This is a genomic window from Bradyrhizobium sp. CCGB01 (assembly GCF_024199795.1).
Lineage (GTDB): Bacteria > Pseudomonadota > Alphaproteobacteria > Rhizobiales > Xanthobacteraceae > Bradyrhizobium.
Genome location: NZ_JANADK010000001.1, coordinates 1,626,086 through 1,651,109 on the forward strand (window position 1 = coordinate 1,626,086; position 25,024 = coordinate 1,651,109).

General features: G+C 58.2%; 19 protein-coding genes and 4 pseudogenes. 11 read left to right on the forward strand and 12 right to left on the reverse strand.

What is annotated here, in order from left to right:
• Positions 1-389 precede the first annotated feature (389 nt).
• The 8 genes and pseudogenes from NLM25_RS07405 to cysD form a co-directional block, all read right to left on the reverse strand.
• A pseudogene (locus tag NLM25_RS07405) lies at positions 390-709 on the reverse strand (IS5/IS1182 family transposase); the annotation flags it as partial.
• Between the two features lie 626 nt (positions 710-1,335).
• On the reverse strand, positions 1,336-1,893 hold the full coding sequence (locus tag NLM25_RS07410; protein ID WP_254136563.1) for a hypothetical protein: 558 nt from the start codon (positions 1,891-1,893) through the stop codon (positions 1,336-1,338).
• Positions 1,894-2,205: 312 nt separating this feature from the next.
• Positions 2,206-2,556, reverse strand: coding sequence for a hypothetical protein (locus NLM25_RS07415; protein ID WP_254136564.1), 351 nt, complete (start codon positions 2,554-2,556; stop codon positions 2,206-2,208).
• Positions 2,557-2,649: 93 nt separating this feature from the next.
• Entirely contained in the window at positions 2,650-3,003 is a 354-nt protein-coding gene (locus NLM25_RS07420; RefSeq protein WP_254136565.1) for a hypothetical protein, read from the reverse strand.
• Positions 3,004-4,158: 1,155 nt separating this feature from the next.
• Complete coding sequence (locus NLM25_RS07425) at positions 4,159-4,308, reverse strand: hypothetical protein (RefSeq protein ID WP_254116290.1); 150 nt, start codon at positions 4,306-4,308, stop codon at positions 4,159-4,161.
• 1,383 nt (positions 4,309-5,691) lie between these two features.
• Complete coding sequence (locus NLM25_RS07430; RefSeq protein WP_254136566.1) at positions 5,692-7,086, reverse strand: FAD/NAD(P)-binding protein; 1,395 nt, start codon at positions 7,084-7,086, stop codon at positions 5,692-5,694.
• A 358-nt stretch (positions 7,087-7,444) separates the two neighbouring features.
• Positions 7,445-9,328: a sulfate adenylyltransferase subunit CysN gene (cysN, locus tag NLM25_RS07435; protein ID WP_375167878.1), complete on the reverse strand. Its 1,884-nt coding sequence runs from the start codon at positions 9,326-9,328 to the stop codon at positions 7,445-7,447.
• Positions 9,329-9,333: 5 nt separating this feature from the next.
• Positions 9,334-10,269 carry a sulfate adenylyltransferase subunit CysD gene (gene cysD / locus NLM25_RS07440; RefSeq protein WP_254116293.1) on the reverse strand — a complete coding sequence of 312 codons (936 nt, stop codon included), beginning with the start codon at positions 10,267-10,269 and terminating at the stop codon, positions 9,334-9,336.
• Positions 10,270-11,371: 1,102 nt separating this feature from the next.
• Between cysD and NLM25_RS07445 the strand changes: the two are divergent.
• From NLM25_RS07445 to NLM25_RS44255, 4 genes and pseudogenes are all read left to right on the forward strand, one after another.
• Positions 11,372-12,327 (forward strand): annotated as a pseudogene (locus NLM25_RS07445) (ABC transporter ATP-binding protein); the annotation flags it as partial.
• Positions 12,328-13,115: 788 nt separating this feature from the next.
• On the forward strand, positions 13,116-13,352 hold the full coding sequence (locus tag NLM25_RS07450) for a hypothetical protein (protein ID WP_254116294.1): 237 nt from the start codon (positions 13,116-13,118) through the stop codon (positions 13,350-13,352).
• A 442-nt stretch (positions 13,353-13,794) separates the two neighbouring features.
• Complete coding sequence (locus NLM25_RS07455; protein WP_254116295.1) at positions 13,795-14,559, forward strand: LuxR family transcriptional regulator; 765 nt, start codon at positions 13,795-13,797, stop codon at positions 14,557-14,559.
• 1,236 nt (positions 14,560-15,795) lie between these two features.
• A complete protein-coding gene (locus NLM25_RS44255; protein WP_375166929.1) occupies positions 15,796-16,035 on the forward strand; it encodes an SDR family NAD(P)-dependent oxidoreductase in 240 nt (79 codons plus the stop codon).
• On the opposite strand, the gene NLM25_RS07460 is transcribed toward NLM25_RS44255, so the two are convergent.
• Positions 15,982-16,224 (reverse strand): hypothetical protein, encoded by a 243-nt coding sequence (locus NLM25_RS07460; RefSeq protein ID WP_254136568.1) that lies wholly within the window; start codon positions 16,222-16,224, stop codon positions 15,982-15,984. The genes NLM25_RS44255 and NLM25_RS07460 overlap by 54 nt on opposite strands.
• On the opposite strand from NLM25_RS07460, the gene NLM25_RS44260 reads away from it, so the two are divergent.
• A complete protein-coding gene (locus NLM25_RS44260) occupies positions 16,171-16,302 on the forward strand; it encodes a hypothetical protein (protein WP_375166930.1) in 132 nt (43 codons plus the stop codon). The genes NLM25_RS07460 and NLM25_RS44260 overlap by 54 nt on opposite strands.
• Before the next feature lie 609 nt (positions 16,303-16,911).
• Here NLM25_RS44260 and NLM25_RS07465 read toward each other — a convergent pair.
• A complete protein-coding gene (locus NLM25_RS07465; RefSeq protein WP_254136569.1) occupies positions 16,912-17,652 on the reverse strand; it encodes an outer membrane protein in 741 nt (246 codons plus the stop codon).
• 224 nt (positions 17,653-17,876) lie between these two features.
• Between NLM25_RS07465 and NLM25_RS07470 the strand changes: the two genes are divergently transcribed.
• The 5 genes and pseudogenes from NLM25_RS07470 to NLM25_RS44265 form a co-directional block, all read left to right on the forward strand.
• Positions 17,877-18,756, forward strand: a protein-coding gene (locus NLM25_RS07470; protein WP_375167811.1) for an IS5 family transposase whose coding sequence is annotated in 2 segments (ribosomal slippage) — positions 17,877-17,951 and positions 17,953-18,756 — 879 coding nt in all. Because the reading frame shifts where the segments join, the coding sequence is not laid out codon by codon here.
• 194 nt (positions 18,757-18,950) lie between these two features.
• Positions 18,951-19,484: a type IV secretory system conjugative DNA transfer family protein gene (locus NLM25_RS07475; protein ID WP_254136570.1), complete on the forward strand. Its 534-nt coding sequence runs from the start codon at positions 18,951-18,953 to the stop codon at positions 19,482-19,484.
• Between the two features lie 296 nt (positions 19,485-19,780).
• Positions 19,781-20,023: a hypothetical protein gene (locus NLM25_RS07480; RefSeq protein WP_254136571.1), complete on the forward strand. Its 243-nt coding sequence runs from the start codon at positions 19,781-19,783 to the stop codon at positions 20,021-20,023.
• Positions 20,024-20,175: 152 nt separating this feature from the next.
• Positions 20,176-20,496 (forward strand): DUF3768 domain-containing protein, encoded by a 321-nt coding sequence (locus NLM25_RS07485; protein ID WP_254116299.1) that lies wholly within the window; start codon positions 20,176-20,178, stop codon positions 20,494-20,496.
• 806 nt (positions 20,497-21,302) lie between these two features.
• Positions 21,303-21,452: pseudogene (locus NLM25_RS44265) on the forward strand (transposase domain-containing protein); the annotation flags it as partial.
• 146 nt (positions 21,453-21,598) lie between these two features.
• On the opposite strand, the gene NLM25_RS07495 reads toward NLM25_RS44265, so the two are convergent.
• Both NLM25_RS07495 and NLM25_RS07500 read right to left on the reverse strand, forming a co-directional pair.
• Positions 21,599-21,967: a hypothetical protein gene (locus NLM25_RS07495; protein ID WP_375167812.1), complete on the reverse strand. Its 369-nt coding sequence runs from the start codon at positions 21,965-21,967 to the stop codon at positions 21,599-21,601.
• A gap of 400 nt (positions 21,968-22,367) precedes the next feature.
• Positions 22,368-23,085: pseudogene (locus NLM25_RS07500) on the reverse strand (IS5 family transposase); the annotation flags it as partial.
• 1,186 nt (positions 23,086-24,271) lie between these two features.
• Here NLM25_RS07500 and NLM25_RS44270 point away from each other — a divergent pair.
• On the forward strand, positions 24,272-24,640 hold the full coding sequence (locus NLM25_RS44270) for a 50S ribosomal protein L11 methyltransferase (protein ID WP_375167879.1): 369 nt from the start codon (positions 24,272-24,274) through the stop codon (positions 24,638-24,640).
• Positions 24,641-25,024: the final 384 nt, after the last annotated feature.

Below are 25,024 nucleotides of genomic sequence, written 5' to 3' on the forward strand. Positions count from 1 at the left end.
CCGACCCGCCAAGCCTCCGGAAACTGAACGGTGTCATGTCGGTGGTCCCGCTGTTCAAATTCATCATGCTCACCTTCTTCGGGTTTTGACCTTAGGCTGCCATTGGGGACGCTCGCTCGCGAATTTCTTCGCCTGGGCTTTGGGCCGAAGATGTTCTTGACGGTAATCGGCATCTTTTCGATCGTGACGATCCTTACCCGCTATCGCGCCGGCACGTTTTGCGATGAGATTAGGCGCGCGCGGGAGTTGTCGCTGCGATCATCGTCGCTGCGTTATATGTTGCAGAATTGCAGCCGGCTGCGTTGGCCCGTCTTCTGCTCGGCGCAAGGATATCGAGTTCTTCAAGCATGCTTTTCCGCACGAGCGCTCGAAGCCGAGCACCCTGGCCATCAGCAGGTCTCCGCGATCAGCTTAGGTAGCTGTACGAGATTATAGGCCACAGCAACGAAGGTAAGTGCCCACCCGACGCGATCACCGCCACGAACCTGATCTTCTCTTGTCAGGCGATCGTCTTCATCCAGCCGAGTGCCTCCTCACTGCGCTTCGGGATGCGCCGGCTGACGGCATAGCCGCCGTGCCGGATTCGTCGTCCGTCAACCGCAGAACTGCGGCCGCTGGTGTCCTGCGCAACGTGCGGCGTCACATTCATCGAGCGCAGCCTGTTGACGAAGTCTTCTGCATCCGCAGGCTTGTCGGCACCCAGCGTCAGTCGCTCCTTCGCGAAACGGCACCAGCGGCCCGCTAAGTGCTGCCCACACCTTATTGGTCTCGGATCGACGCGATCGTCGGCACTATCTTAGGCTGTGCCGGCACCGCCGGGAGACGGCCGTGATGTCGACTTTCCGGTCTTCGGGGTGGCAACGTCGGCGCTACCGTGAGAGGCGGTATGGTGCGATCGATCGTTGGGGCCAATCTGGCCGACACCAGCTTGCTTCGGGCGACCGTCGGGCGAAAGAATGCATGCGCATAAACTGCGAACTGCAGCAATGCAATCGCGGTGAACTCGTCGGCTTTCAGAGGTGCGCCTCATCGGCACGAAGTGTTGGGGTACATTACCTCGACGATCTTGACGAGGCGGGACGAACACTGATCCGCTGAACGCAGAATCCGTTCGTTGCCGACGACCGACTATCGAATCTGGGCATCATATCGAATTCCATCGACTGCGGTTTCGATGCGCGCCAAAACCCCCTGAGATCGAAGTTGCTGATAGAGATAAGGACGCCAGCGTTCTTGTGATTCGGCTTAGTGCAGCCCAATTTGAGGTGCTCATTTCGCGGAGACCCGCCGTTTTGATCTGCTTCGGCACCAGGCGTGCAACAAGGAGAGCGAGCGTCAAGTGGCTTGCATTGATCTGCAGTCAACCTCGCTCAGAATAGTCCGCACTGGTGCGAGAAGCTGAGTTTTTCCGACGAACGAAGCGACGGAAAAAAATGACAAAGTGGGCGATCGGCCCTCCCTGACCGCGGGATGTGTCGGCGCCCATTCTGGCTGCGCCGGAACGGTGATCGCGGCTAGGGACACCCACGCTCGTTCGAGCGTCACCGGATCGCGCAGCTGGGCGACTGTCTCGGTGCGGATGTCCAGCCACTCGAACGATCGACCATGGACCGCGACAAGCTGAGCGGGCAGGAGGGTGGCGAAATGATCTGGACGGAAAACCCTTATCACTCGAATGTTGTCGAGCGAGTTCAAGATGATGCGGTCAAACTGTTCAACTACAGATGTTAAGGGCTTGACAGTTTTAAGCGGGTAGCCGCAAGAGCTCCGTCCGAGCATAGAAACGCTGGAGGACGGAACTTCCGCCAAACTGACTGTGTCGGTTTCTGTCCATAAAGGCTTAGTCGGTGCTATTTGCACGGCAACCTGGCTCTGAAGCAGCTTTGCGCGCAACGCCGCCTATCTGCAGGTACATATGAAGTCTGACGAGCTTGATGCATGTGATCTGATTTTCATAGACCGGCTCGAAGGAATGCTGCGCTTCCTCACCCAGCGAACGTGCGAGATACGCCCCCCGCGAAGTGCGCCGCAGCTCGCGAGGTGACATGCCGCCCTCAACGGCGGCGACCACCCGCCTGGACCGAAACAGATGCCGGCTATGACTGGCGGCTTCCTTCACCAGCAGGAAGCTCGGATCAGAACTGACCTGTTTGGGTATCCCAAACGCTTCTGGTTGGAATCCGCTCTACTGCATGTGCCTGAGCATCAGTCCCTCACCAGGCGCTGCGTGTCAGCTTGGCGGACCAATGCCGCAGAGAGAAAGGCTGAGAGAGCATAGCCGAGGTTCGGAGAAATCATCGTGACTCCATAGCCCAATCTTGCCGCGATGAACCCGCTCGCCGCAAACCCTACCAATGCGAACGCCGCCATTACCGAAGTCAGGAACGTGACATCTGTCCACGCGCTTCCAGGCCGGGTGAGCCCGAGAAACCAGTTCGTGAATGTAACATGCTGGACTGGCAGTGCCGCGAACACGATCCCAACGTTCGCGACGGCGCTCACGCGAGCGCCGACATAGCGATCGATAATCGAAAGCGCTCCAAAACCGACCGCCATGACTGCGCAGCCCCCCATCAAGCCTCGGCGCGGCGCCATTCGCGAGAGAATCGCGCTGGTCAGCGGCGCGACGAAGGCAGACCGCGCCGCCGATTACGTGGCCTCCCAGCCCAGCAGCGCGGCCCCGAGCGGCCGCTCATTGGAATCGAGGGCTTCCGCTATGTAGCCCAAGGTTGCGATGCGCTGTGTCGCTGCAACGGTTGCGAGCGTGAGCGAAACAAGAAAGATCGCCACGAGATTGGTCTTCGGGTTCAAAAATGCCATCGCTGCCAGCACAGTGGTACTGGCGACTTGGGCCAACAGGATCCATGAGCGCCTCAGCCCGAGATGATTGAGGCTCCAACGATCTACGATCGGGGCCCAAAGGAAGTTAACGTTGAAGGCAGATAATTGCGTACTATACAAGCCGGTCAGTTCTAGGCTGGCGCCGTTGCCTCGAAGGATCACGGGAATGGCCTAACAGATGAGCGCGATTGCCAGATACTGTTGACTAGCCAACGCAACTATCGCGATATGTGACATGTAACGACGTCCCATCAGCCTCTTCCTCCGCAGAAGAATTTGCGCGCGTGCCTCAAGGGCACGGTTCGCAGGCAACAGACCGTTCTAGCGCAGCTGTGCCTTAAGGTGGATATGCAGCGATCGAGAATGTCGAGCATGCGCTGAGGCGCCTCCGTTTCGATCGATTGTTCGAGTATCACCTCGCAACGTCTTCCGTTTGCGCCCCGATCCGCCGTCGTCTCTCAAAAAGCAGGCTTGCCCTGTCCCGAGTCCTTGCGCAGTATAGTTGTTTCGTGCTCAAACTGAGGAGCGGACATGCGCTCTCCCCCTCAGCCGCGTGGAAGCGTCAGTGTTGGGTGTTGCGATCACTGAATGAGCTTCCTGCAGGCTGCGATTGGCAGCAACATCGTTGTTCATCGGTGGCCGTAGGGGTTGATCGGAACGTCGATCGTTACGGGGGGTGAGGTCCGAGTGGCAGTTGCTAGTCCCGATCAGGTCGCATTCGAAAGACGCACACTGCGCCTGACCGTCATCATGTAGCAAAGTGACCTGCCAGAAGGATAAGCCTATCGACGACGTGGACATATTGGCAAACCCGGATTGCCGAAGGGCGTCCGGCCGTAACCACTGCCGACCTGCACGTCAGTTGGGTTCTGACCGCCTCCACAACGTGCGGGGGGCTTTACTGCTGGCCCCAAGCCCGCCGAACTGGTTGCGCAGCTTGCAAGGGAGGCAATCGATTTTGCTCGGCAAGAACGCTCGGTCCCATCAAACACTCCGCCGCGCTTTCCCGCTTTCTCAGCCACCGTCAGCTCGCCTCGGTGACGGTGCTAGGGATGAAGCAAGCGGCGTGCCGCTTGGGTCTCGTTAGCTCGCAATTTGGTGCGCGCGTCGAATAAGGGACATTGGTCTCAAAGCCGACAATCGTGTTGTTTGCGCCGACCGTATACACCACATCGAACCACGCGCAATTGAGAGGCAGAGCGCTAGAATCTGGACGCGCCTAGGGCACCGCCGCTGATAGGCGCATCTCGGGCAGGTTCGTCAGACATGTACTCAGGCTTATGTCCTCATGAGGGCCACCAAATGTCTCTTGGAGTGTCAGCTCACCGAAACCGCTGCTTGCGATCCTCGACGCTGAAGGCGCACGGTGCCGCGGTGGTGGACCTCCTGCATCGCGAGCAAGTCGGTCGACATCTTGCGCCATTGGTTCAGTTTCGACGACTTGAGTTCGACGTAGGCGAGCTGCAAATACAGCGCTGATCTCCAACCGATCGCCTCTTGTAAGGGGAGAATTTACATAGCCGGCGCGACTCAGGACCACTGGCTACCGCTAGCGCCCGTTGGCAGAACTACCAATGCTTGATGTCGATCAAAACCTGCAACAGACAAAGCTGAGAGAAAGGCGTTGTCTAATTGCGGAGGGCTCGCCTTTCTCCCCGCCAGTGGCATCGAACACAAAACGCATTGAGTTCGCCCCGCCGCCTGATCACCTCTTTACGCAGATCCAGCGCAGCTCGTTGGAGTTGCCGGCAGAAACTCTCTTTTTCGCTTTGCGCAGAGGTTTCACGTTTTCTAGTTCACCATGGCTGGGCATTGGCCATTCAGGCCAAAAGCACGAGAGTTGTTTCTGCCTAAAAGTGAAGAGCGAATTGCCACAGAGCGAGGGCGGCGGCTGGTGAGGGCAGGGCTCGCGCTGACAGGCAAAAATAACTTGCTTGTGCGGTGCGGTGGTGTATTATTGCAGCGCGGTAGCCTTTTGCGCTGCCGCTGCCCTCCTTGGGCGTTTCCTCCCTAGACTTGGGCCGCTTGTCATTCAAGCGGCCTTTTTCTTGCCCATCCATCGGAGCATTGGCTCGGTATGCAGGTTCGGTTTTCGCGCTCGATGCGAAACGATATAGACCGCGATCAAGAACTGTAGTGCAATCTTGACCTGCTCTGCGAGCGCTTCTTGTGCCGGGAGATCATGTTTGAGCATTGAGCTTTTTTGATCCCGTAGGGATTCGTTCCCGTGCGGATTGACACGGCAATCGTCCGGGACACAGAAATTGGTGCCCGTCAGGAGCGCGGCAAGCGCGACCGAACTCCTCGCCCACCTCACTTTGAAGATCTTCCGGCGGGAGCGATCCAGGCGGGGCTCCAGTATGCTCCTGAGCACGCATCTAGCCGGAGGTGACACAATACACGGTCACGATTGCGCAGTCCGTCTGGATCGCGCCTTCCCGGGCGCGTCTCGCATACAGCGCAAGGTTCTCAACATGCATCTCGGTGATGCACACAGGTTGCGCGTTGAGTTTGTCCACCTTGCGACTTACCGCGCCGGTGACACGCTCCAGGTTTGCCCCAGCGGCCAAAGGGTTTATGAGCAATCCAGAACCGCGGCGGGGTCCCTCATCGGGGCATCGTTCTCGGCGCACCCGAGCGCCTCCTCGTGGGAGTGCTGATAGTGAGGATCCGATCGGAACGCACTGAGCGTCTTGTGTTCTCGGCGAAAGCCACGATTCTATAGTGCACCATGGACCTGAACAGAAGGCAATTTGGCCTATCATTCTAAGCAGAACGAGTTTTGACTAGCTGCACTATGGAGACAAGCTTCCGCACCTTGATTAGCGGGGACGTCAGCAGTCAGACCGTTCATGGTCCAATTTGGGTGTCCAGTTTGGGTTGATGATCGCTCGCAGTGTCGACCAGGAGGGCCGCGAGTGCTGCACATTGGTGGCGAATATCCGGTATCGAAATGATCTCCCAAAAGGCCGCGCGCGTGAGCGGACCCACCGCGAACAAGCTGCGCGAAGCCGCGCCGTCGCGGCTGATGATCGCACAATTGCGATCGGTCTCAATGCCGATGCAGAGCGGGTCTACGCGGGCTAGACCACGGTCGAACAAACTACGCGCTGCCGGATTGAGCGTAGCGCGCGGATCTTTGACGATGCCGGTGCAATCGACGACGGCGCCGACTTGTATGTCGAGAGGATTGGCGTCGCCCCGCCGGCGGTACGTGACTCTGGCTCCGGTGTTGTCGGGCTCGATGTTGATCATCTTTGCAGCCATGAGCGTAAGCTGCCCTCTGTCAAATGCCTGGCTGATGCGTGCTTCGCCCTCCGGCGCCATCCGGTGCCGATGCACGTCCCACCAGGCGCGCGCGTGCTCGAGAAAGCGGCGTTTCGATGCCCGGGGGAGCTCGTGCCACAGCCGCTGTGTATAGGGTCGAAGGCCATCGATGACACTGCGCCAGTCGCCACCTTGGGCCGCATTCCGGTCTATACGGTCGCGAAGCCAACGTAGCAGGTTGCTGATGCTGGCGCCGAAAGGAACATCCCTCTCCTCAATTCGCAAAGCATCGATGTGGCGGTGGGCTTTCGCGAGCAGGCCGCGCCGTGACATAGCAACGATCGGTCCGCGATGGCCGTCACGCAACAACGACAGAACGTAGTCGACCATGGTGAGCCCCGTGCCCAGGATCAGTACGGTTGCATTAGGGGCGATGGGAGCGGCCGACGGTGGAGCCCAAGGATTCGCATGAGCCGGGCGGTTAGCTCTCGTATCATGTCCCGTTGCGAGAACGACTGTATCGGCCACTAGCGATCTGCCATCATCCAGCTTGACCGACACGCAAGCTGGCCCCTCGTTGATATCGACGCAAGTACCTTGCAGGATCGACAGACGCCGTGCGTCTGTCGGGTCAGATATCTGCTGCTCGAGCAAACTCGCGAGGTAATCGCCATAGATGCGTCGTGGCACGAAACAGTATGGATCGGGACGCAGCGGCGCGCCTGCGTCACGCGCGCTCAGCCAGCGCCAGAAGTGGTCTGGTTGGTCAGGCAGCGCGCTCATATTTGAGGCGCGTACGTTGAGCAAATGATCGGGGTTACCTGTATGATACGCGATACCACGCCCGATATCGGGACGCTGCTCAATCAGCGTGACGCGCAAATGGCTCTTCGGCCGGTGCAGCAATTGATAGGTGAGCAAGACGCCGCTGGCACCGCCGCCGATGATGATCACGTGCCGCGTGCTTGAACTTGTCATGCTATCACTTTACCGGTCAACAACCCGGCGCCATAGTGCGTTTCAGGGCGCCTATATTCTGAAGTCCCATCATAAGTGGCATCGCTAGGGCGCGCAGGCGTTGCGCGCTGCTCAAAACATGTATTCGCCCAGGCATGGTCGATAGATGTAAGCCATGCGGCCAAACGGAATTGTCTTGCAATTGTCATGCTCGTCGGGGGCTGCAGGTGAAGTAGTTTATCGAGACAAGCTCGAGGAGAAAATTCCTTTTGTTTGGACCCACGTGGTCTAGGAGGTTTTTGTTTCGGCCTCTCGAAGGGGATAGCGCTGCCAGTTTCTGAAACTTCAGCGCCGGCGCGTTGCAGAGCCCTCGGTGGCACTATGTCCGAGCGATGATCCCTCGCTCCGCCAGGCAGTTTAGCACCGCCTCAGCCAACTGCCCTGGTTGCTTGCCCAGCGTTTTCAAGTGGATATCCGGCACACGTGGCGCTTCATACGGCGCATCGATGCCAGTAAAGTTCGTGATCTTGCCGGATCTTGCCTTGGCATAGAGGCCCTTTGAATCACGCCGAACGCATTCATCTAATGGTGTATCTACGAACACCTCGACGAACTCGCGGTCGCCCACGAGCTTGCGCACCATGTCTCGGTCGGCTTTGTAGGGTGAGATGAACGAGCAGATGACGATCAGGCCGCTTTCCAGCATCAATTTGGCCACTTCACCAGCACGTCGGATGTTCTCGACGCGATCTGCATCAGTAAACCCGAGATCGCAATTGAGGCCGTGGCGGAGGTTGTCGCCGTCCAGCAGCGTCGTGTGATGCGACGTCGCGTACAGCTTTCGATCGACGATATTCGCAATCGTAGACTTGCCGGCGCCGGAAAGCCCAGTGAACCAGATGATGCACGGCCTCTGTTGCTTGAGCGCGGAACGCTCCTGCTTCCCAATCCACAGTGTCTGCCAGACGGTATTGCTTGCCCGCCGGAGCGGAAAATCGATCATTCCCGCGCCAACGGTGCGGTTGGTATAGCGGTCGATCACAATGAAAGATCCGGTGCGCCTGTTAACGTGGTAGGGATCGAAGCTCGCAGGCACGACGGTCGCAACGTTACAGCGGCCGATCTCGTTGAGACCCAATGTGGTCGCCGTGAGACGCTCATGCTTATTGACGTCAATCTTGTACTTGATGGAGATGACTCTGCCGGATGCAATCGTTTGCGTACCAATCCGAAACGCATAAGAGCGGCCCGGCACCATCGGCTCTTCGTCCATCCAGATCAGATGAGCGGCAAACTGGTCGGCGACCTCAGGGCGCTGCGTGGGGCTCGCAAAGACGTCGCCGCGGCTAACATCGATCTCATCTTCGAGCGTAAGCGTCACCGCGTCGCCCGCTTCGGCAACCGCAAGATCACCATCGTGAGTCACAATCCGCGTCACGCGTGAACTGCGCCCCGAAGTTGCCACGATGATTTCATCACCTACCGCGGTGCTTCCTGAGGCAACCGTGCCGGCATACCCTCGGAAATCCAGATTGGGCCGGTTCACCCACTGCACCGGAAAGCGGAAGGGTAGGTCGGTCGTTTCGGATTGTATGTCGATCGTCTCGAGGTAATCCAGCAGGGATTGGCCTTGGTACCAATCAGTCTTGCCGGATAGGTAGATGATGTTGTCGCCGTACCTGGCGGAGATTGGGAACGGGACGATTGACTTGAAGCCGAGCGCCGCAGCGAAGGCGACATAATCGCGCACGATGCCGTCGAAGACATCCTTACGGTAGTCGACGAGGTCGATTTTGTTAACGGCCACGACGACGTGCCCGATCCCCAATAGCGAGCAGATGAACGAGTGGCGCTTGGTTTGCTCCAGAACTCCTTTGCGTGCATCGATCAGGATGATGGCGAGCTGGGCGTTGGAGGCTCCGGTCGCCATATTGCGAGTATACTGTTCATGCCCTGGCGTGTCGGCGACCATGAACGATCGACGCGGCGTGGTGAAGAACCGATAGGCGACGTCGATTGTAATGCCTTGTTCGCGTTCCGCCTCAAGACCATCGACCAATAAAGCAAAATCGATGTCCTCGCCAGTCGTGCCGTGCTTGGCGCTGTCGCGCGCGAGCGCCAGCAGCTGATCCTCATAGATCATCTTGCTGTCGTGCAGGAGTCGCCCGATCAGCGTCGATTTGCCATCGTCGACCGAGCCACAGGTGATGAATCGCAGTTGATCCTTGCTGACGATATCGTCAAGGCATCGCGCGGGTTCCATACCCATCAAAAGTATCCTTCCCGCTTCTTTTTCTCCATCGAAGCTGCATCATCGGTGTCGATTAGACGCCCTTGGCGTTCTGAGAACCTCGCAACCCGCATTTCGGCGACGATGTCCTCGATGGTGGTGGCCTCCGACTCAATGGCGCCGCTCAGGGGGTAGCATCCGAGGGTGCGGAAGCGGATCGTACGCATTTCGGGGGTCTCGTTCGGCCGGAGCGGGAGCCGGTCGTCGTCCATCATGATCAGGGCGCCGTTCCGATGCACCACAGGTCGCCGTTTCGCAAAGTAGAGAGGAACAAGGGAGATGTTTTCAAACATGATGTATTCCCAGATGTCGAACTCCGTCCAATTCGACATTGCGAACACCCTCATGGTCTCGCCTTGCCGGATGCGGGTGTTGAACAGGTTCCAGAATTCGGGCCGTTGGTTGCGCGGATCCCAGACATGTCCTGCCGAGCGGAACGAAAAAATGCGCTCCTTGGCGCGGCTTTTCTCTTCGTCCCGACGCGCGCCGCCGAATGCCGCATTAAATCCGTACAGATCGAGCGCCTGCTTGAGAGCGTCGCTTTTCATGACCTGCGTGTGCAGCGCCGAGCCGGAGTCGATGGGATTAATGCCGCGGGCGATACCTTCTTTGTTAACGTGGACGATCAGATCGGCTCCCATGCGCTTGGCCGTCTCGTCGCGAAAGGTGATCATCTCGCGGAACTTCCAGGTCGTGTCGATGTGCATCAGCGGGAAAGGCAGCTTCGCCGGATAAAATGCCTTCGCCGCAAGGTGCAGCATGACAGTGGAATCCTTGCCGATTGAATAGAGCATCACCGGCGCTTTGAACTCGGCTACAACTTCGCGCATGATTTCGATGGACTCGGCCTCGAGCCGGCGCAAATGTCGAGGCAGCGTGTCCGTTTTGAGTGCGGTCATGTCCTGCATGTTCATCTTGAACATCCTCGAAAAATGCCCCCGCGACGAGGCTGCCGCTGCGGTATCGCGTACCTCAGCATGGAGGAGCCTGGTGTGAGAAGGATAGCGTCGCCCGCCGCCCTATCTAATCCATGGAGCGTCTCAAGCTGAATCGACGTCGGCTTCACCTGCGCCAAGGACACAGAATGCTCGGGACGAGCCCAATGCCTGTAGGTCGTAAGTCGACAGACGGTCAATACATACGTTGGTTGCGCCAACATCAAGCTACCTCACCGTGGCGCAGGTCGTTGTAAGCGGGAGACGTCTCAACGCAATCGGTCCGTCTTGCTTGAAGGCAAGGCTTATCCTCGCGCCGTTCAAGCTTGCGCGCGTGCTTGCCGCCAATATAGAGCTGGTGCAGTGTCGGCAAAAACCGTGCCTACAACCGGATCGCGGCGTTCATGATGACGTAGCTTTGCCGATGGGAAACCTACCAGGTTGCTCATTGGCCAGCGTTCTTTCTACCCGCAATACGTGAATTGGTGAAATCGATTGTTTGGATGGAATGCATTCATATCGCGGATAGCGATAGCTCCTAGGTTCCGGCTATGCTTTGCGCCCGTGTCAACTACTAGCCTTGGCAATTGATTGGGATGACTGACACTGGCATTGCATGAGCGTCCACGCTGCGGCTGATGGGCACGTGTCTTACCGACGTGTAGCCATGAACTGCGATCATTATCTTTTGCCGGAACATCATGATCGACCATCTTTGTGCTCGCCGATCGCTCAACGGGCGGAAATCTCATGAAGCAAACTGGACAGATGCCTTGTCGAGGCCTGCTTTGCGCGACTGTGATCTTTTGAAGGAGACGACGTCCTCGAGCAGGACGCTGTAATGAGCGAATTCTGAAAGGCTTCTAATGGTAGGTAAGGTGAGGCGTTTCCGCTTGCATGAGATCGCCGGGCTTCGGCGCAAGGCTGTAGAGCTAGGTCCGAGCGGCTTAGACTGTTCGCGTCGAGTGCTTCGCTTGAAGAGGGAATGCCGACCGAACGGCGGTGCTCGATCGCGCCTTTGTGATGCGGGGTCCAATTCAGATGGAGCCGATTTGCATCCTGAGCGTAGCCAGGTAGAGGTATGACCGACCTACCTGACAAACGTCCTATCGCAATCCGCGCGGTGCTCCCGTTCGTTTTTCGCCACTGGCTGCTCCAGCCCTACCGTGCCGCCCTTGTGCTGGCGGGCTTCCTCGGCGCAACGGCGGCCGACCTGTTCATGTCGATCTACTCCGGTCATCTTGTGAACGCATTGACGTCAGCCCTTACAATGAGGCGGCGCGACATGCGGCGCTGGCTGCCTTCGGCGGCATTGTCGCGCTCGGGCTCGTTTCCATGATCCTGCGCCTCACAGGTCTGCAAGCATTCGTTCCGTTTACGCTCAAGACTATGTCGGATGTGTCACGCATGCGCATCAGCGGTTCTCAACCGACTGGCACGCCAACTCTTATGCCGTTTCGAACGTGCTGAAGATGACGCGCGGCATGTGGGTCCTCGACTTGCTCAACGCCACCATCCTGATGTTCCTGTTGCCGTAGCGGACGGTACTGGTCGGTTCCAAGAGTCTGCTCGGGCTGCATTGGTCTGCGCCAGGTGGAGTGATCGCGAGGTGCGTCAATCTATGTCGCGCTTACGATCACATTTTCGATCCACTATATCGCGCCTGCCGCACGCGTCTCCAACGCGTGGGACACGAAGATCGCCGGCACGCTGGCCGATGCGCTGACTTGCAATGCGGTGGTAAAATCTTTCGGGCGCTGAAGCGCGTGAGGATGCTCGACTCGCCCACACCATCGACCGCTGGCGCATGCGGCTGCGGCGAACTGGGCTGCGCTACAACTGCGCGGCCATATGTCAGCTCTCGCTCAGTTGTGCCTTCCGGTATCGGTGATCGGCGGCGCGGTATGGCTGTGGATGGCGAGGCGCCCCTTGCCCGGCGATGTCACCTACGTGCTGACCAGCTACTACGTTATCCACGCGTATCTGCGGGAGGTCGGCATATACATCAACAACCTAGAGATCGTGTTTGACGATGTCAGTTTCCAGTATGGCGACGACGGGGCGCGAGCGATTGCTCTCGAAAGCCCATCATGGATTTCCATGAGCAAAGAGAGGTCGTTGTTGGGGCAAACCCAAGGTCGAATTATAATCGGCAGGCAGTGATTTCACGCATCGATCGGACCCGTTTTCGCGAACAGATCTATGTTACATGCTGAGTGACCTAAGGCGCGACCTGATTAAGCAATGACTCGCACGACTCCGTCATCACGTTCAATTACTAACGTTGGTAGTTGATCGGAGGGCAAAGAAGTTAACCTCGACAATAGCAGGGCAAAGAATTCGGGCCTCGTCCTCGTCGGGGGCAGTTTTGCTGCGACACCTGAACTGGGTGTGAGTTGAATGCGTAGTCCTGCACGAATGGGTAGAAAGCTTTGGTCGCTTGCGGAGCGTGCAGCCGCTAGCTCGGCGCGTTCAACGTTCTGTGCGAGCAGAAGGTCGTATGCTACCCAAGCTCAGGAGATTTGTTGATCTACATTGAGCGATGTAGTGGCTGGTGCAAACAGCGCTGTCGTAAATCCGACGTATGTCGCAGTGCGTCAGTTCGGTTAAGACCCGTCAATCTCTTCACGTGCTTGTCTTGACGACCGAGTTCCCGATGGCCGCGGTTGGTATGACACTTGCTGCGTCTATTTCGGTGCTCGCAAAGTCCCTGCTTACAAAGTTCTTGGAGAAGCGGATGCTCAGTGTCAGCTACATGAATCCGGGCCCGGAGTTTGCCCAAACCTCCATGCAACTTCTCGCCGATGTCGGCAAGCGCCGGGCTGGTGACCAGTATCATCCAGCTCGATCGGCTCCTGCTGATGGGAGTGGGGGCCCTGCGCGACCAATTCGACGGCAGCATCGGCGTTCTCACAACAAGCTCAGCAAATGGGCCGGATTCTTTTCACAAGGTCGGGTCTCTTGGATCCGCGACCGCCATGCATTTCAAAGATTGCGTCTGCGTCGACGCCGGCTCACCGCCGAACAGCCAGGGGCTGCCGGCGATGATACGCACGAGTTAACGGTCGATCGAGTGTGGACGCCGTCAAGCCGATCTGTGTACTGCGGCTCAGGTGCCTGCCCAAATCCGAAGCTCTCGGTACCATCCCTGGCCCGATCGAAAAGCAACTGGCTGACGCTTACATGGCGTAGAGGAAAGACCGACAGGGGCACTCAGTCTCGCACGAAATATCGGCGCAGTCGTTTTTCGCGCGATCCACCATCATTTGCGCGCCTGCGGAAGCCATATGGACACCGCCATATAGCCGCCGGCGTTCCGACTTTACCCAGATCGCTATTATGTGCATGTCGTACCTGCACCAATGGCGCCTTTCGGTCCGGAGCTCCCGCCCCATTCACGCGACTGCGTCGTGGTCTGGAGCATGTCAAGAATGCAGCGAACCTGAAGCAAGCTCGATCGAACGGCGCAGAACAGCTTTCCGGCTCGATCGCGTGAGGCGCCATATGAACCTCTTCAGTTTCGTCGAGTGCGCAAACCAAACGCAATCTCTCAAAGCGCTGTTTGATCTGCTTGTGAGCTGCGCAAGCCAAGAGGGGTTCACTGAGGTTGCTTACGGAGCACTCACCTTCGCCGAGCCCCTTCGTCTAGCGGGGTGCCCGCCGCCTCTAGTGGCTATGAAGGCTCCGCCTGACTGGTGCCAGCGCTATTTGGAGCGCAAGTACTACACCATCGATCCGGTGGTCCGGCGGACGCCGATGTTTGCGGCGCCGTTCCTCTGGGATGAGCTCGCGAGAGTATACCAGCTGCAGACATGTGAACGACGTGTACTACAGGAGGCCCGAGAGGCGGGCCTGAAGAATGGCGTCAGCGTGCCGCTATTTGGGCCATCAGGGCGAATATCTGTGATGTCATTCGCCTCCCTTTTTGATGATGCCGATCTTCAAAGGAATGTGAGGCGTCTCAATACGCTGGCTTGGCACTTTCATATTGCATTTGCGGAGATCGCAAAGCCCTCGGACTGTCCCTCCGAGAGAAAAGTGGACCTATCCAAGCGCGAAAAGGATTGTTTGCGATGGGTGGCGGAGGGCAAATCATCCTGGGAAATTGGGAAGATACTGAGCGTGAGCGAGAATACGGTGAATTTCCATGTCAAGAACGCAATCCGAAAGCTTGGCACGGCGAACCGGACTCAGGGTCTTGTAAAGGCGATTCGTCTCGGCCTTATTGAGTTTTCGGAGCATGCGTCGGCAACGTCGATGGTGGCCTAACTGGTGTCGCGTCCACTGCAGGACGCCGTAAAGAGTGAAAGAGCGAGCCCCGTGCAGGGCCAGCACTTTTCAAGAAAATAAAAGCATCTAAAGCGGGATTAGGTTGAATGAATTTGGGAGTTCCGAATCAGACTGTTTCCGATTCACCATGCTGGCTGGACGAGGCGAGCATGGATGTGCATATGCTCTGGATTTGCGGGGGAGGAGTCCCCCAACCAGCCAGCCGAGCAGCTTGGGTCGCGATTGGCACCTAATCGTGGCCGCGATGCAAGCACCGGACGCGAGATCGATGTCAGTGATGCGCAGTGGCTGCAGAGGCTTCACTCCTTCGGTTTGTTGCGCGCGAGATTCCGGCTCAAAGGTCAGACCGCCGGCGCGATATCCGTGTCGTTCTCGTCGAACAGAAGCTGCGAAGGCACGCCTGCAAGAATTCCGCGCTCGCGAGGATATTCGGCGGAATTGGTTAGGATGTATGATGAGTGTCTGCGTGATGGACAGCGATATCGAAAACTATGGCATCACCACTGCTCGTATCTTTACCAGCCAACAAAATCATCGCCGAGCCCAGATAGAGCGGTGATCGTACCTTTCCATGCTAGCGCAGATAATCCCGTAAGATGTTGTGGAACCTTAAGGCGTGACAAAAGGTTCCCGGTTTCATTCTCATCGTGCTGCAGGACTTCGCGGCGAGACCATGCGCAATGCATGGTGTCATCATGGGCGATGTGCGGTTCAAGGCAAACGTGCGCCGCTGAAGTGTCGAGACAACAGTGAAGCGTCGGCGCTGCCATGGGACGCCCCCCACCTGCGAGTTCAACGAAGGAGTATCGATGAAGGTTCTGGCGTCGACAAGCGAGTCGTCGACTCCAGCGTCAAGATTCGCGTCAAGAGTGACGGGGCGGCTTGAACTCGGCAACTTGAAGATGGAGGCGCTCGCTCTTAAACAATTCGCCCAACGTAGTGGAAGAGTGGGCGGCTCGCGAAGAGGCCTGAAACATGCGTACTGCGGTTAAAGGGAAGCGCGTCATCATTACGGCAGGAGTGAGTGGTATTGGACAAGCCGTGATCAGCAATTGGTTGCTGCTGGGGCCGAAGTCGCGACCTGTGATATTTCCGAGGAAGGTATCGAGCGCCCCGGCAGGGAGTTACCCGGAATCCACAGTGAGGTGGTCGATGTAGGCAACGCAACTATGAAAACGCACTTTCCAAAAGTGCGACTGAGCGTTTCGCGTGCTTGTGAATAATGCCGGTATTTCAGGCCCAACAGCGCATATCGACGACGTGGCTGTTTCCGAGTGGGGCAATGTCTTTCGTGCGACCGTTGAGTGTTATTTCGTCGGCTGCAAGGTCGTTGTTCCCTACATACGGAAGCAGCGTGCCGGATCCGTGATCTTTATCTCGTCAAACTCGGCTTCGCACTCCTTATTCCGCATCGAAGTGGGCATTGGTCGGACCGATGAAATCGTTGGCGATTGAGGCCAGTCCAGGTGGCGGGCTCGTCAATGCCATCATGCCCGGGTCGTCGACGGCGAGCGAGTAAGGCGCGTCATTGCCGCGAAGGCAGAAGCGGAGAACTTGCCGTATGACGAGATGGAGCGGCAATGGCACAGGCTGGTCTCTTTGCGGCGGATGATTCCGCCCCAGGAAATTGCCGAGATGATCCAATTCTTAGTCTCTAATGCAGGCAGGACCATCTCGGGCCAATCGCTCAGACTATGCGACAACCAGGAAACTTTGCGCTAAGCAGGAAGGCCGCCGGAGGTTCGGCCGCCACCAATCCGGATCAACTGTGAAACGGTCCTGAAGCATCCAACAAATGCGGCAACCATCGCCGAACAAAATTGCAGCTGCGTTTGCCCGTCACGGTATTGCCGTCGCGCTCGGTCATAGTCCCAAAATGGGAAGGCGGCTTTGGCGGCGAAGCAGATCTTTCGTGAAGCGCCGCGGCGCCGGTATTGTTCTCATCGGGTAGAAGCTTACGGTCGCGTTTGAGGTCAGCGTTCGGCTAACCTCGGCAGCCACACGAGCAAAGCGGGTCGCCAGCTCATCCGTTCAATCGGTGCCCACTCCTCTTCTTGCAAAATGTTCGCCCGACCGGAACCCGATCGAACAGGTTCTCACCAAGCTCAAGCACCTGCTCCGCAAAGCTGCCGCACGAACCGTCTATGAATCTGCGTCGCAAACGGTGAAGTCCTGACAGCTTTCAGCCCAGAGGAATGCGTGAACTGCCTCGAAAATTCGGGCTTCCAACCTAATGCCAGCGCTAAGAGGACCTTGCGTCTTGACTTAGGTCAAAAGAGCCCCGGCTAAAGCGCCGAGGCTCTCGATCGCCGTCCCAAGGTGAGGAGATCGCTATTTGAGAACTACGGGCCAGCCAAACTTGTAATTGACTCGCGCGGTGACGAGATCGAAATCCTGGCGGATGCGTTCGTTGCCAAACGTGCCACCACCTGCGGCTGTGAAGTTCACGTCGCTAGCCGGCATAAACACATGGTCGTACTCGAGCCCAGCTGACCAGTTCGGCGTCAGGCTGACCTCGAATCCGGCACCAACGACACCGCCCCAACGCGTCGTGTCCGCGCTCCCAAGCTGCGTGCCTGGGGAAACGGAGCTGACCTGATAGCTGCTGCTAACGATAGCGGTGCCGCCTTTGGCGTAGAGTAGCACGTTGTTGATCGCATACCCGATCTGCCCAGTGATTAGACCGAGCGCGTCGATCTTTGTTTGGTTCCTGTTGGCTGGAAAAGCACTGCTGACATTGGAGCCGTTGAAATCGGCCCAGTTGCCCTGGCCTTCGATGCCAAGCACTGTCTGGCCGATCTGCCAACGATAACCGATCTGCCCGCCTACCGTGCTGCCGCTTGCGTCGTGAGAGCCCTCAGGAGTCGTGCCTGCGAAATCCCAGGAGTTATGGCTCGAACCCCAGCCTCCATTGACGCCAGCATAGAAGCCGCTCCAGTCGTAGAGCACGACGGCAACCGGGTGAGGAGGTGCCTTGATGTAGACCGGCTGTGCAGCGAGATCCGCGGCGAATGCAGGCGCCGCAGCGGTGAGTGCTACGATGCTCGTAGTCATAAGCAACAAGTGTTTCATTTAGAACTTCATTTCCTTGAGTGGCCCCCGGCCGCGCGCGTCATAGCAGCGACAACGCAAATTGCTGTAACTGCTGCGCAACATTTACTTTGAAAGAATCGGCTTGAATCTGACGCCGCGTAAAGTTGTACACTTGACCTGTGAGTGTCCGACCGAAAAATAAGTTGAGTGATATCAGCGAGTTCTGATTCCATCGGTGTTGCGAAGCATCAAAGGGATCGAGAATGTGGACTGAAATCACCCGGGCACAGTCTGCCCGAGAGGAGCTGCGTTTGCCAAGCGACTTGACGGATGCGGAATAGGGCGTGCTGGAGAGGTTGCTTCCCGTGCGGGCCACGCGGGCGGCGCCCGAAATGGAGCTATCGCGACATCGTCGAGGCAGTGTTCTATCTGCTGCGCGGCGGATTGCCGTGGCGCATGCTGCCGCCCACTCTGTTTCCACCAATGACCACGGTGCAGTACTCTTTCTACCCGTGTCGCGACAACGGATTGTGGCAATCGATCAACCACGCACTCCTGATGCTGGCGCGCGAGGCGATCGGCCGGGAGGCCTCCCCGACGGCCGGCGTGATCGACAGCCAATCGGTCAAGACCACGGAAAGTGGCGGCCCTCGCGGCTACGACGCGGGAAAGAAGATTAAGGATCGAAAGCGCCACATCGTCACCGACACCCAAGGGCTCCTGGTCGGAGCGATCGTTCACGCTGCGGACGTCCAGGATCGCGACGGCGCGCCAGATGTCCTGTGCAGCATTCGCTACCGCTTCCCCTGGCTGCGCCATATCTTCGCCGATGGCGGCTATGCCGGCGAAAAGCTCAAGGCGGTGCTGGAAAAGATCGGCCGGTGGACTGTCGAGATCATCAAGCGCTCCGATGCCGCACAGGGCTTCGAGGTGCTTCGGCGCCACTGGGTGGTCGAACGAACCTTCGCCTGGCTCGGCCGCAACCGCAGATTGGCCAACGACTTCGAGCGAACCATCGAAAGCGCAACTGCCTGGCTCTTCCTCGCCTCTGTCCAGCTCATGACAAGGCGCATCAAAAACAGCAATGCAATTTTGAGTCAGGCTCTGAGCACCGTCAACTGCTTTAGCCCGTCCTGTTCGTGAGAGTGTGTTTTTTAGTTCGATTGATGTGGCCGCACATCTGCTCTGACGAAGCGCGCGGGATTGCCTTCGGCTTTCACTGCCTGACGACCGATACTTTGCAACGCGCTTGAGGGATGGGTTATTCCCTGACAACGAGTTTCGTAAAAGAACGGCCAAATCCCTCCGGAATGAGACCGTACGGACGTTTATGCTCAATGAGTTTGAGCGATTCTCATTTGGCTATCGCGCTGACGGCACCGCGCCGATCCAGAACAAGGTCGAAGCGTTTCTGGCTGATCCGCTGCTCAATCGAAATATTAACGGCACCCGAAGAAGATTTGCATCTCCGCCAGATCATGGACGAAGGCAAGATTCTCTTGGTCAATCTGGCGAAAGGACACGTTGGGGAAGATAGCTCGTCGCTCCTTGGCGGGTTGGTCGTCACAACGATTGGCCTGGCCGCCTTTAGCCGGGCCGACACTCCACAAGACAAACGTCGGGACTTCTTCGTCTACGTCGACGAGTTTCAGAGGTTTACCACGGTCGCGCTGGCGAACATGTTTTTCGAGCTTCGCAAGTACCGTGTCGGCTTCACAGTGGCGTATCAGTATCTAAACCGGCTTACCCCTGAGGTGCGCCATGCAATTCTCGGCAACGTCGGCTCTATCATCTCATTTCGCGTCGGCGTGGAGATGCTCCATATCTCGTTCGAGAATTCCAGAGCCGGTTTTCGGAAATCGACCTCTTGAGGCTGCCGAACTACCGCATCTATCTCAAGCTTATGATCGATGGAACGCCATCAATACCTTTCAGCGCCGCGACGCTTGAGCCGATATAGGGACATTTGCCAAACTGGCATAATCCCGTGTCTACCCTCGCTTTTCTCCTGAAGTACGATCGCGCTCGGACATTGTTCTTTCCGGCGCCAATTCGGATGTCGGTAGCGAGACGGAGGATCGGTCTGTTGCTGTTTTGAGGACGGCGCAGCTCCGCCTCGCTATCCGGCACTCGAATGGTTCGGGCTGACGGTAGTGAGGAGAAGAACATGTCCACGATTGCCCTTTGGTACAAGGCCGTGAAGCTAATGAAGCTCTGCGATCTCGAAGGCTTCCAAAGCCTCGACGATCATCTGTTGGTGGTCGCCCTTAAGGACTCGGCATGTCCAGCCTTCTGTATAACGGGAGGTGATCACACGGCAAACATGGAGCCGGACCTGGACCGGGGGTTCTGCGAGGCCTGCGGTGGCAACACCGTCGTATCGGTACTTGTGCTCGCCGGTCTCATCTAAGAGATCAGCCATGCAGGTCCGAAACGTCTATCACTGCCCAGAGTGCGGTCGCGAGTGGACGGACATGTGGTCCGCACAGTGCGACAATGAATGCCCGCACTGCGGCGCATGTCATATCTCGCCCTACAAAAGCGAAGACGCGGAGGAGAGCGATGACGAATAGGATTGCTCTTCTCAACGACGCCTTCCGCCGCACGTTTAGCGGCGGCAAGGTAATGATCACATCAGGCGTCAATGAACTGCCGAACTGCGTGAAGGCTGAAGCGCTCATTCAAGTGACGAACTTCGCTGAATTCAGCGAGAACAACGATCCGTATGACGAGCACGACTTCGGCAGCTTCGTTCTGGTCGGTCGGAGGTTCTTTTGGAAGATAGACTATTACGACAAGCGGTGCGAGTTCGGCTTGACGACCCTGCAGACGCTGAAAAAGACCATGCGGGTCCTAACCCTCATGCTTGCTCAAGAATATTGAGTAATAGGATGCTTCCTTGTTACCCCGCGATTCGCGGGGCATTTCTTTGCCCTAGCGGGCCGCCGTCGCTAACCCGGGCTCGCCGGTCCTGCTTTCGGGGCCGGTCATTTCGAAAACCGTTCGAGTAGCGCGCCTTCCGTTTGACGCTGTTCAAACTCTTCGCCCGGCGTGTACGCCCTGAAGACAAGGGAGTTGCTCGAGCGCTTCTTGGGAACGGATCGCTGCGGAGAGAGCTTGCAAGCACTTGGCGGTCCCCTCATCTCCTTCCACCAACCGGCCAGCAAGAGCCAGTTGCTCTTGCAATTGGCTCAGTGTTGCTGTGGGGCACGCCGGGCCAAGTCGCGGCAACAGCGCGGCGGTATGGCGTGTCGCGTTCATTGCTGCTACGTGGCGACGGTCGTTTCGGCCGGAGCCGAAGGATGCCGCCGATCAACCGAGCTTCGTACCGGCGATGGTGGTCGCGGAATCAGGGCCGACGCCTTGTCCAGCCACGCCGGCCAGCAGCGGCGGGTCGATCGAGATCGAGTTTGCTGCCGGGGCTCGGATGCGGATCACGGGCGCGGTCGACGCGGCGACGCTGAAGGCCGCCGTGGCGGCGCTGGCAGATGGACGCCTGCGGTGATTCCCGTTGCGTCGGGCGTGCGGGTGTGGATTGCGACCGGCCACACCGATATGCGTCGCGGCATGAACTCGCTGGGCTTGCTGGTGCAGGAAGCCTTCAAGCGAGACCCGCACGGCGGTGATCTCTACGTGTTCCGTGGCAAAAGCGGGCAAGCTGATCAAGATCCTTTGGCACGATGGACTGCACCCTCATCGCCACCGCCAAACTCAACGGCATCGATCCATAGGCCTGGCTCGCCGACGTGCTCGCCCGCCTGCCGGACCACCCCGCAAAGCGCATTCGCGAACTCCTACCTTGGAATTGGCGCCCTCAGAACGTCGCTCACGCGGCGTGAACGCAGTCAGCCAGGCGGCACCTCGCCGCGCTGCGCATTGCCGAAGGCCACCACCCGATCGCGCTGCTCGTCGGTATCCGGCACGATCAGGCCTCGCGAAGCTCTAATCAGCGCAAGCGCTTCCTCCGCCTCGATTCCGCAACAGATCAGCGCGCAAGCTGCAATACCAAAGACCGGCCAATCCCCGCCCGGCAATGGATCGCGATGGAACGACCGTCTCGCAAGCCGGTGGCCAACAAGTGAGCGATCTGCGAAGCCTCACGCCGGGATTCTGGTAGTCCACGATCTGGAATCGGGAAAGAAATGAAGTCGATCCCATTAGAACGGCAAAGCTCGGCATCACGCTGCAATCCAAGCTCCGAAACCTCCTCGTGCTCCAGAAGGCTCACCACCACATCGACGCCGGAGTTCTTCCACTCGTTCACCTCCGTCTCCAACCACTCGTCAGCGCGAGGACGCGCCATAATTGCTATCCGTCCAACCGCTTGAATCGCGATCCAATGTAATCGGGACATCCAAACCCTACTTGTGGCAATCCACTACACGGCAGCATCGCATAGTCCACGCCTCACCGGCAGGGTGTGGCCTTCCCCGGACGGATACGTCAGTCCAGCGCTCGGTGACGGTAATCCTGACCTCATAGGAGCGCCCGCGAAGAGACCTTCCGGCCTGTCGGCGCGCAGGCTGCCGACGTCGCGAGGTCAGCGCCATCCTGGTCGATACCCTTGTTGACGAGAATAAGCTTGTGTTCCGCCGTGCCCTGCAGGAGCTCCCGTGGCGTCCGCTGCGTTGAAAAGAAGATGGCTCGCGAGCATAGAGTTCGAATGCCCCTCAGCGGCCCGGAGGTTGGTATCCAAGTCGCCATTATTGATACGTGCCACTTGGTGCTACACAGCGCGTACGACGATCATCTTCAGTCTGAGCGCATCGCTCGTAGTCTTTGACAAGTCTTCGGAAGCGTGTGGCCCACGTGAAGGAGCGTTCGACGACCCACCGCCTTGGGAGCAGCACGAAGCCTCGTTTGGCCTCCGACAGCTTCGTGACCTCGAGGGCAATGCCGTGTTCAGCAGCCGCCGTTGCAGGCTTGTCGCCTATGTAGCCCCGGTCAACGAAGGCGACTTCGACGCTCTGACCAGTCTCTGCCTGAAGCGTCTTGGCGATCCGGCCAATCTCGGCGCGATCGTCGGTGTTGGCGGGCGTGACATGCAGCGCGAGAAGCTTCGAACCTTTCTTGCACTTGGCTCCGTCGTAGGCGCCGCGGGCGCCACTCTCGGGCGTCGAGCGCAGAGTTCGACTGTCGATGATGGCGGCGGTCGGCCGCGCGGGTCGTTCCAGCCGCAAGGCGCAGGATAACGCGCGATCCTCGGCCAGGGCTTCAAAGCAACCCGCGCGCAACCACCGCTGCGCCTGTTGATAAACGATCTCCCACGGCGGCAAGTCTTTCGGCATCCAGCGCCAGCGCGCGCCGGTCTTCACGATATAGCGCAGGCCGTTGAACACCTGTGGCGCTTGCTGCCCCCTATCTGACACTTTTGCCCGAGGACGCCTCGCAGCGGACGCACGCGCTTTGCCACTCGTCATCGGAAACGTCAGAAGGATAAGGCTCGCGGACGAGACTCGGCGTCGAACAAATTCGTCAAAATTGGATCGAAGAGGCTTGAATCGTACGCGATGTCAGATTGTACAAGCAAGCGTCTGAAGCGTTTGCAATCCCGCATATGCACCGTAGGCGAAGATATCTCGATGGACATGTATGTTGTTATTTTTTATGTTGTTGTTGTTGTGAACGTTCTGGCTGGCTTTGGAGCAGGCTACGCCGTGCGTAGCTGGCGTTCTCGCAAGCGGCGTGAGATCGCTCGACGGTATCGTGGCTTCTGCCACTCGGATCACCCTGCTAAGCACCCAGATCTAGGGGCTATTAGGACTGATTAACCGTAGACGTTGAGGTTTGCGGGATGTCGATTCCCCGCGAGCCTATCCTTCTGACGTTTCCGATGACGAGTGGGCGCTTGTTGCGCCCTATTTGACGCGGCCCGCTCAACCGGTCGACGCAACACAGGCGTTAAATCTCTCTGCTGGGGTTTCAAGGTCTCACGTGGTCGTTCGTTTAGTTGACGAGCCACTTTGTTCAGATTGGTCCTCCTAGCCGCGCGCCATGTCTGGCGGCGCGCCGATCGTGTCGCGTGAAAGATCCGGGCACAGCACGAGCTTTCGCTCGAGACTGCTCGCCTCGAGCCGGCGGTGAGCTTCGGCGACCTCGTCGAAGACGACTGCTCGGCGACGCGCGGCCGGATGGCGCCAGTCGCCAAGAGCCTGAACAACCGTTCCAGGTCATCGTTGAACCAGGTAGGGTGTCGCGCTCGCATCGCATTGACCGAGTAAAAGCAAGCGCGCTTGCCGCTGGGCAACAGTCTCCACAGGTACAGGCGCGCGATCTCCATCAGGACGTGGAACATGCGACGCTGTGCCCGCACGCTCGCAGAGAAGCCGATGGCGCAGAGCAGGCCGCCCGGCTTGAGCGCTGCGTATGAGCGGCGATAGCTGCACTATCGATTGCAATTGGTCCGCGGGAGAGAAAGACGCCGCATCTCTCGGGTTTCTAGCGCGCACCAAAACTGCCGGTGCGCTGAAGCAATTCGCAACGCCTTGGTCTGCTACGCGAGCGGTTCCGATGGTCTGCGGTGTTGGTGCTCAAAGATGGAAGTACCAGATGATCGCGTCGGCAAGCGCATCGCCACGATGCCAAATGAGGGACGTAGACGCAAAAATAGCCGTGCTGCGACTATGCGAACTCCCGCACGATGTTGAGCATGCGCGGCATGCCTTTACTTATCCTGCCCAGTTTTTTTACCACGCTCAAGTCACGGTCCAGGCGCCTTGATGTCGAGTGGCACATCAAACGCGGCGCGACAATACTGGATCTCGGATGCGGATCAGGTTTGCTAGGGCTTGCTGCGCTCGGAGACTGCGCGGGACGCCTGGTTGCTCTCGACAATGATTCGCAAGCCGTTCTCGCGACGCAGATAAACATCGAGCGGCCGAAGCAGGTCGCGATCAGCATTGCAACCGGCGCCAACAGCGGCGGCCTTCGCCAAAATGTTGTCGCAAGCCGAGAAGCGGTGGATGACGTCCACTCCGGGGGGCTCTCCGGCCGCGGAGTGCTCGAAGTGTCGCTTCTCAGGCGATGAGGACACCGAAGCTGCAATAAGCAGATTGAGTTGTTTGTCTTTCATTGTGACGAAGTGTCCCGTGCCGGAAAGGAGCGAGTGGCGCGTTGTGTCCGTCATTTTCGAGGCAATCTTGCGCAACACAATGCAAAAGCTGCAGCGACGTCTCATTGCGGGCCGGTGTCGCCCCAAGCTGCCCAAATTTGCAATCCGCGTGGATGAGACCGAGCCCGAAGTACTGGTCTGCATGAGGTTTATCCCGCAGCTGCGATCAACCCACCAGTCCAGATCGAGTGCCCATAACGCGAGCAAGTGCGCGGCGTTATCTCGGCATCGTCCTCAAGTGAGGCGCGCCATCGTTTGCCTCGGCCGCGCGATCTTGCTCGAGCACAACGAGGACTGCGC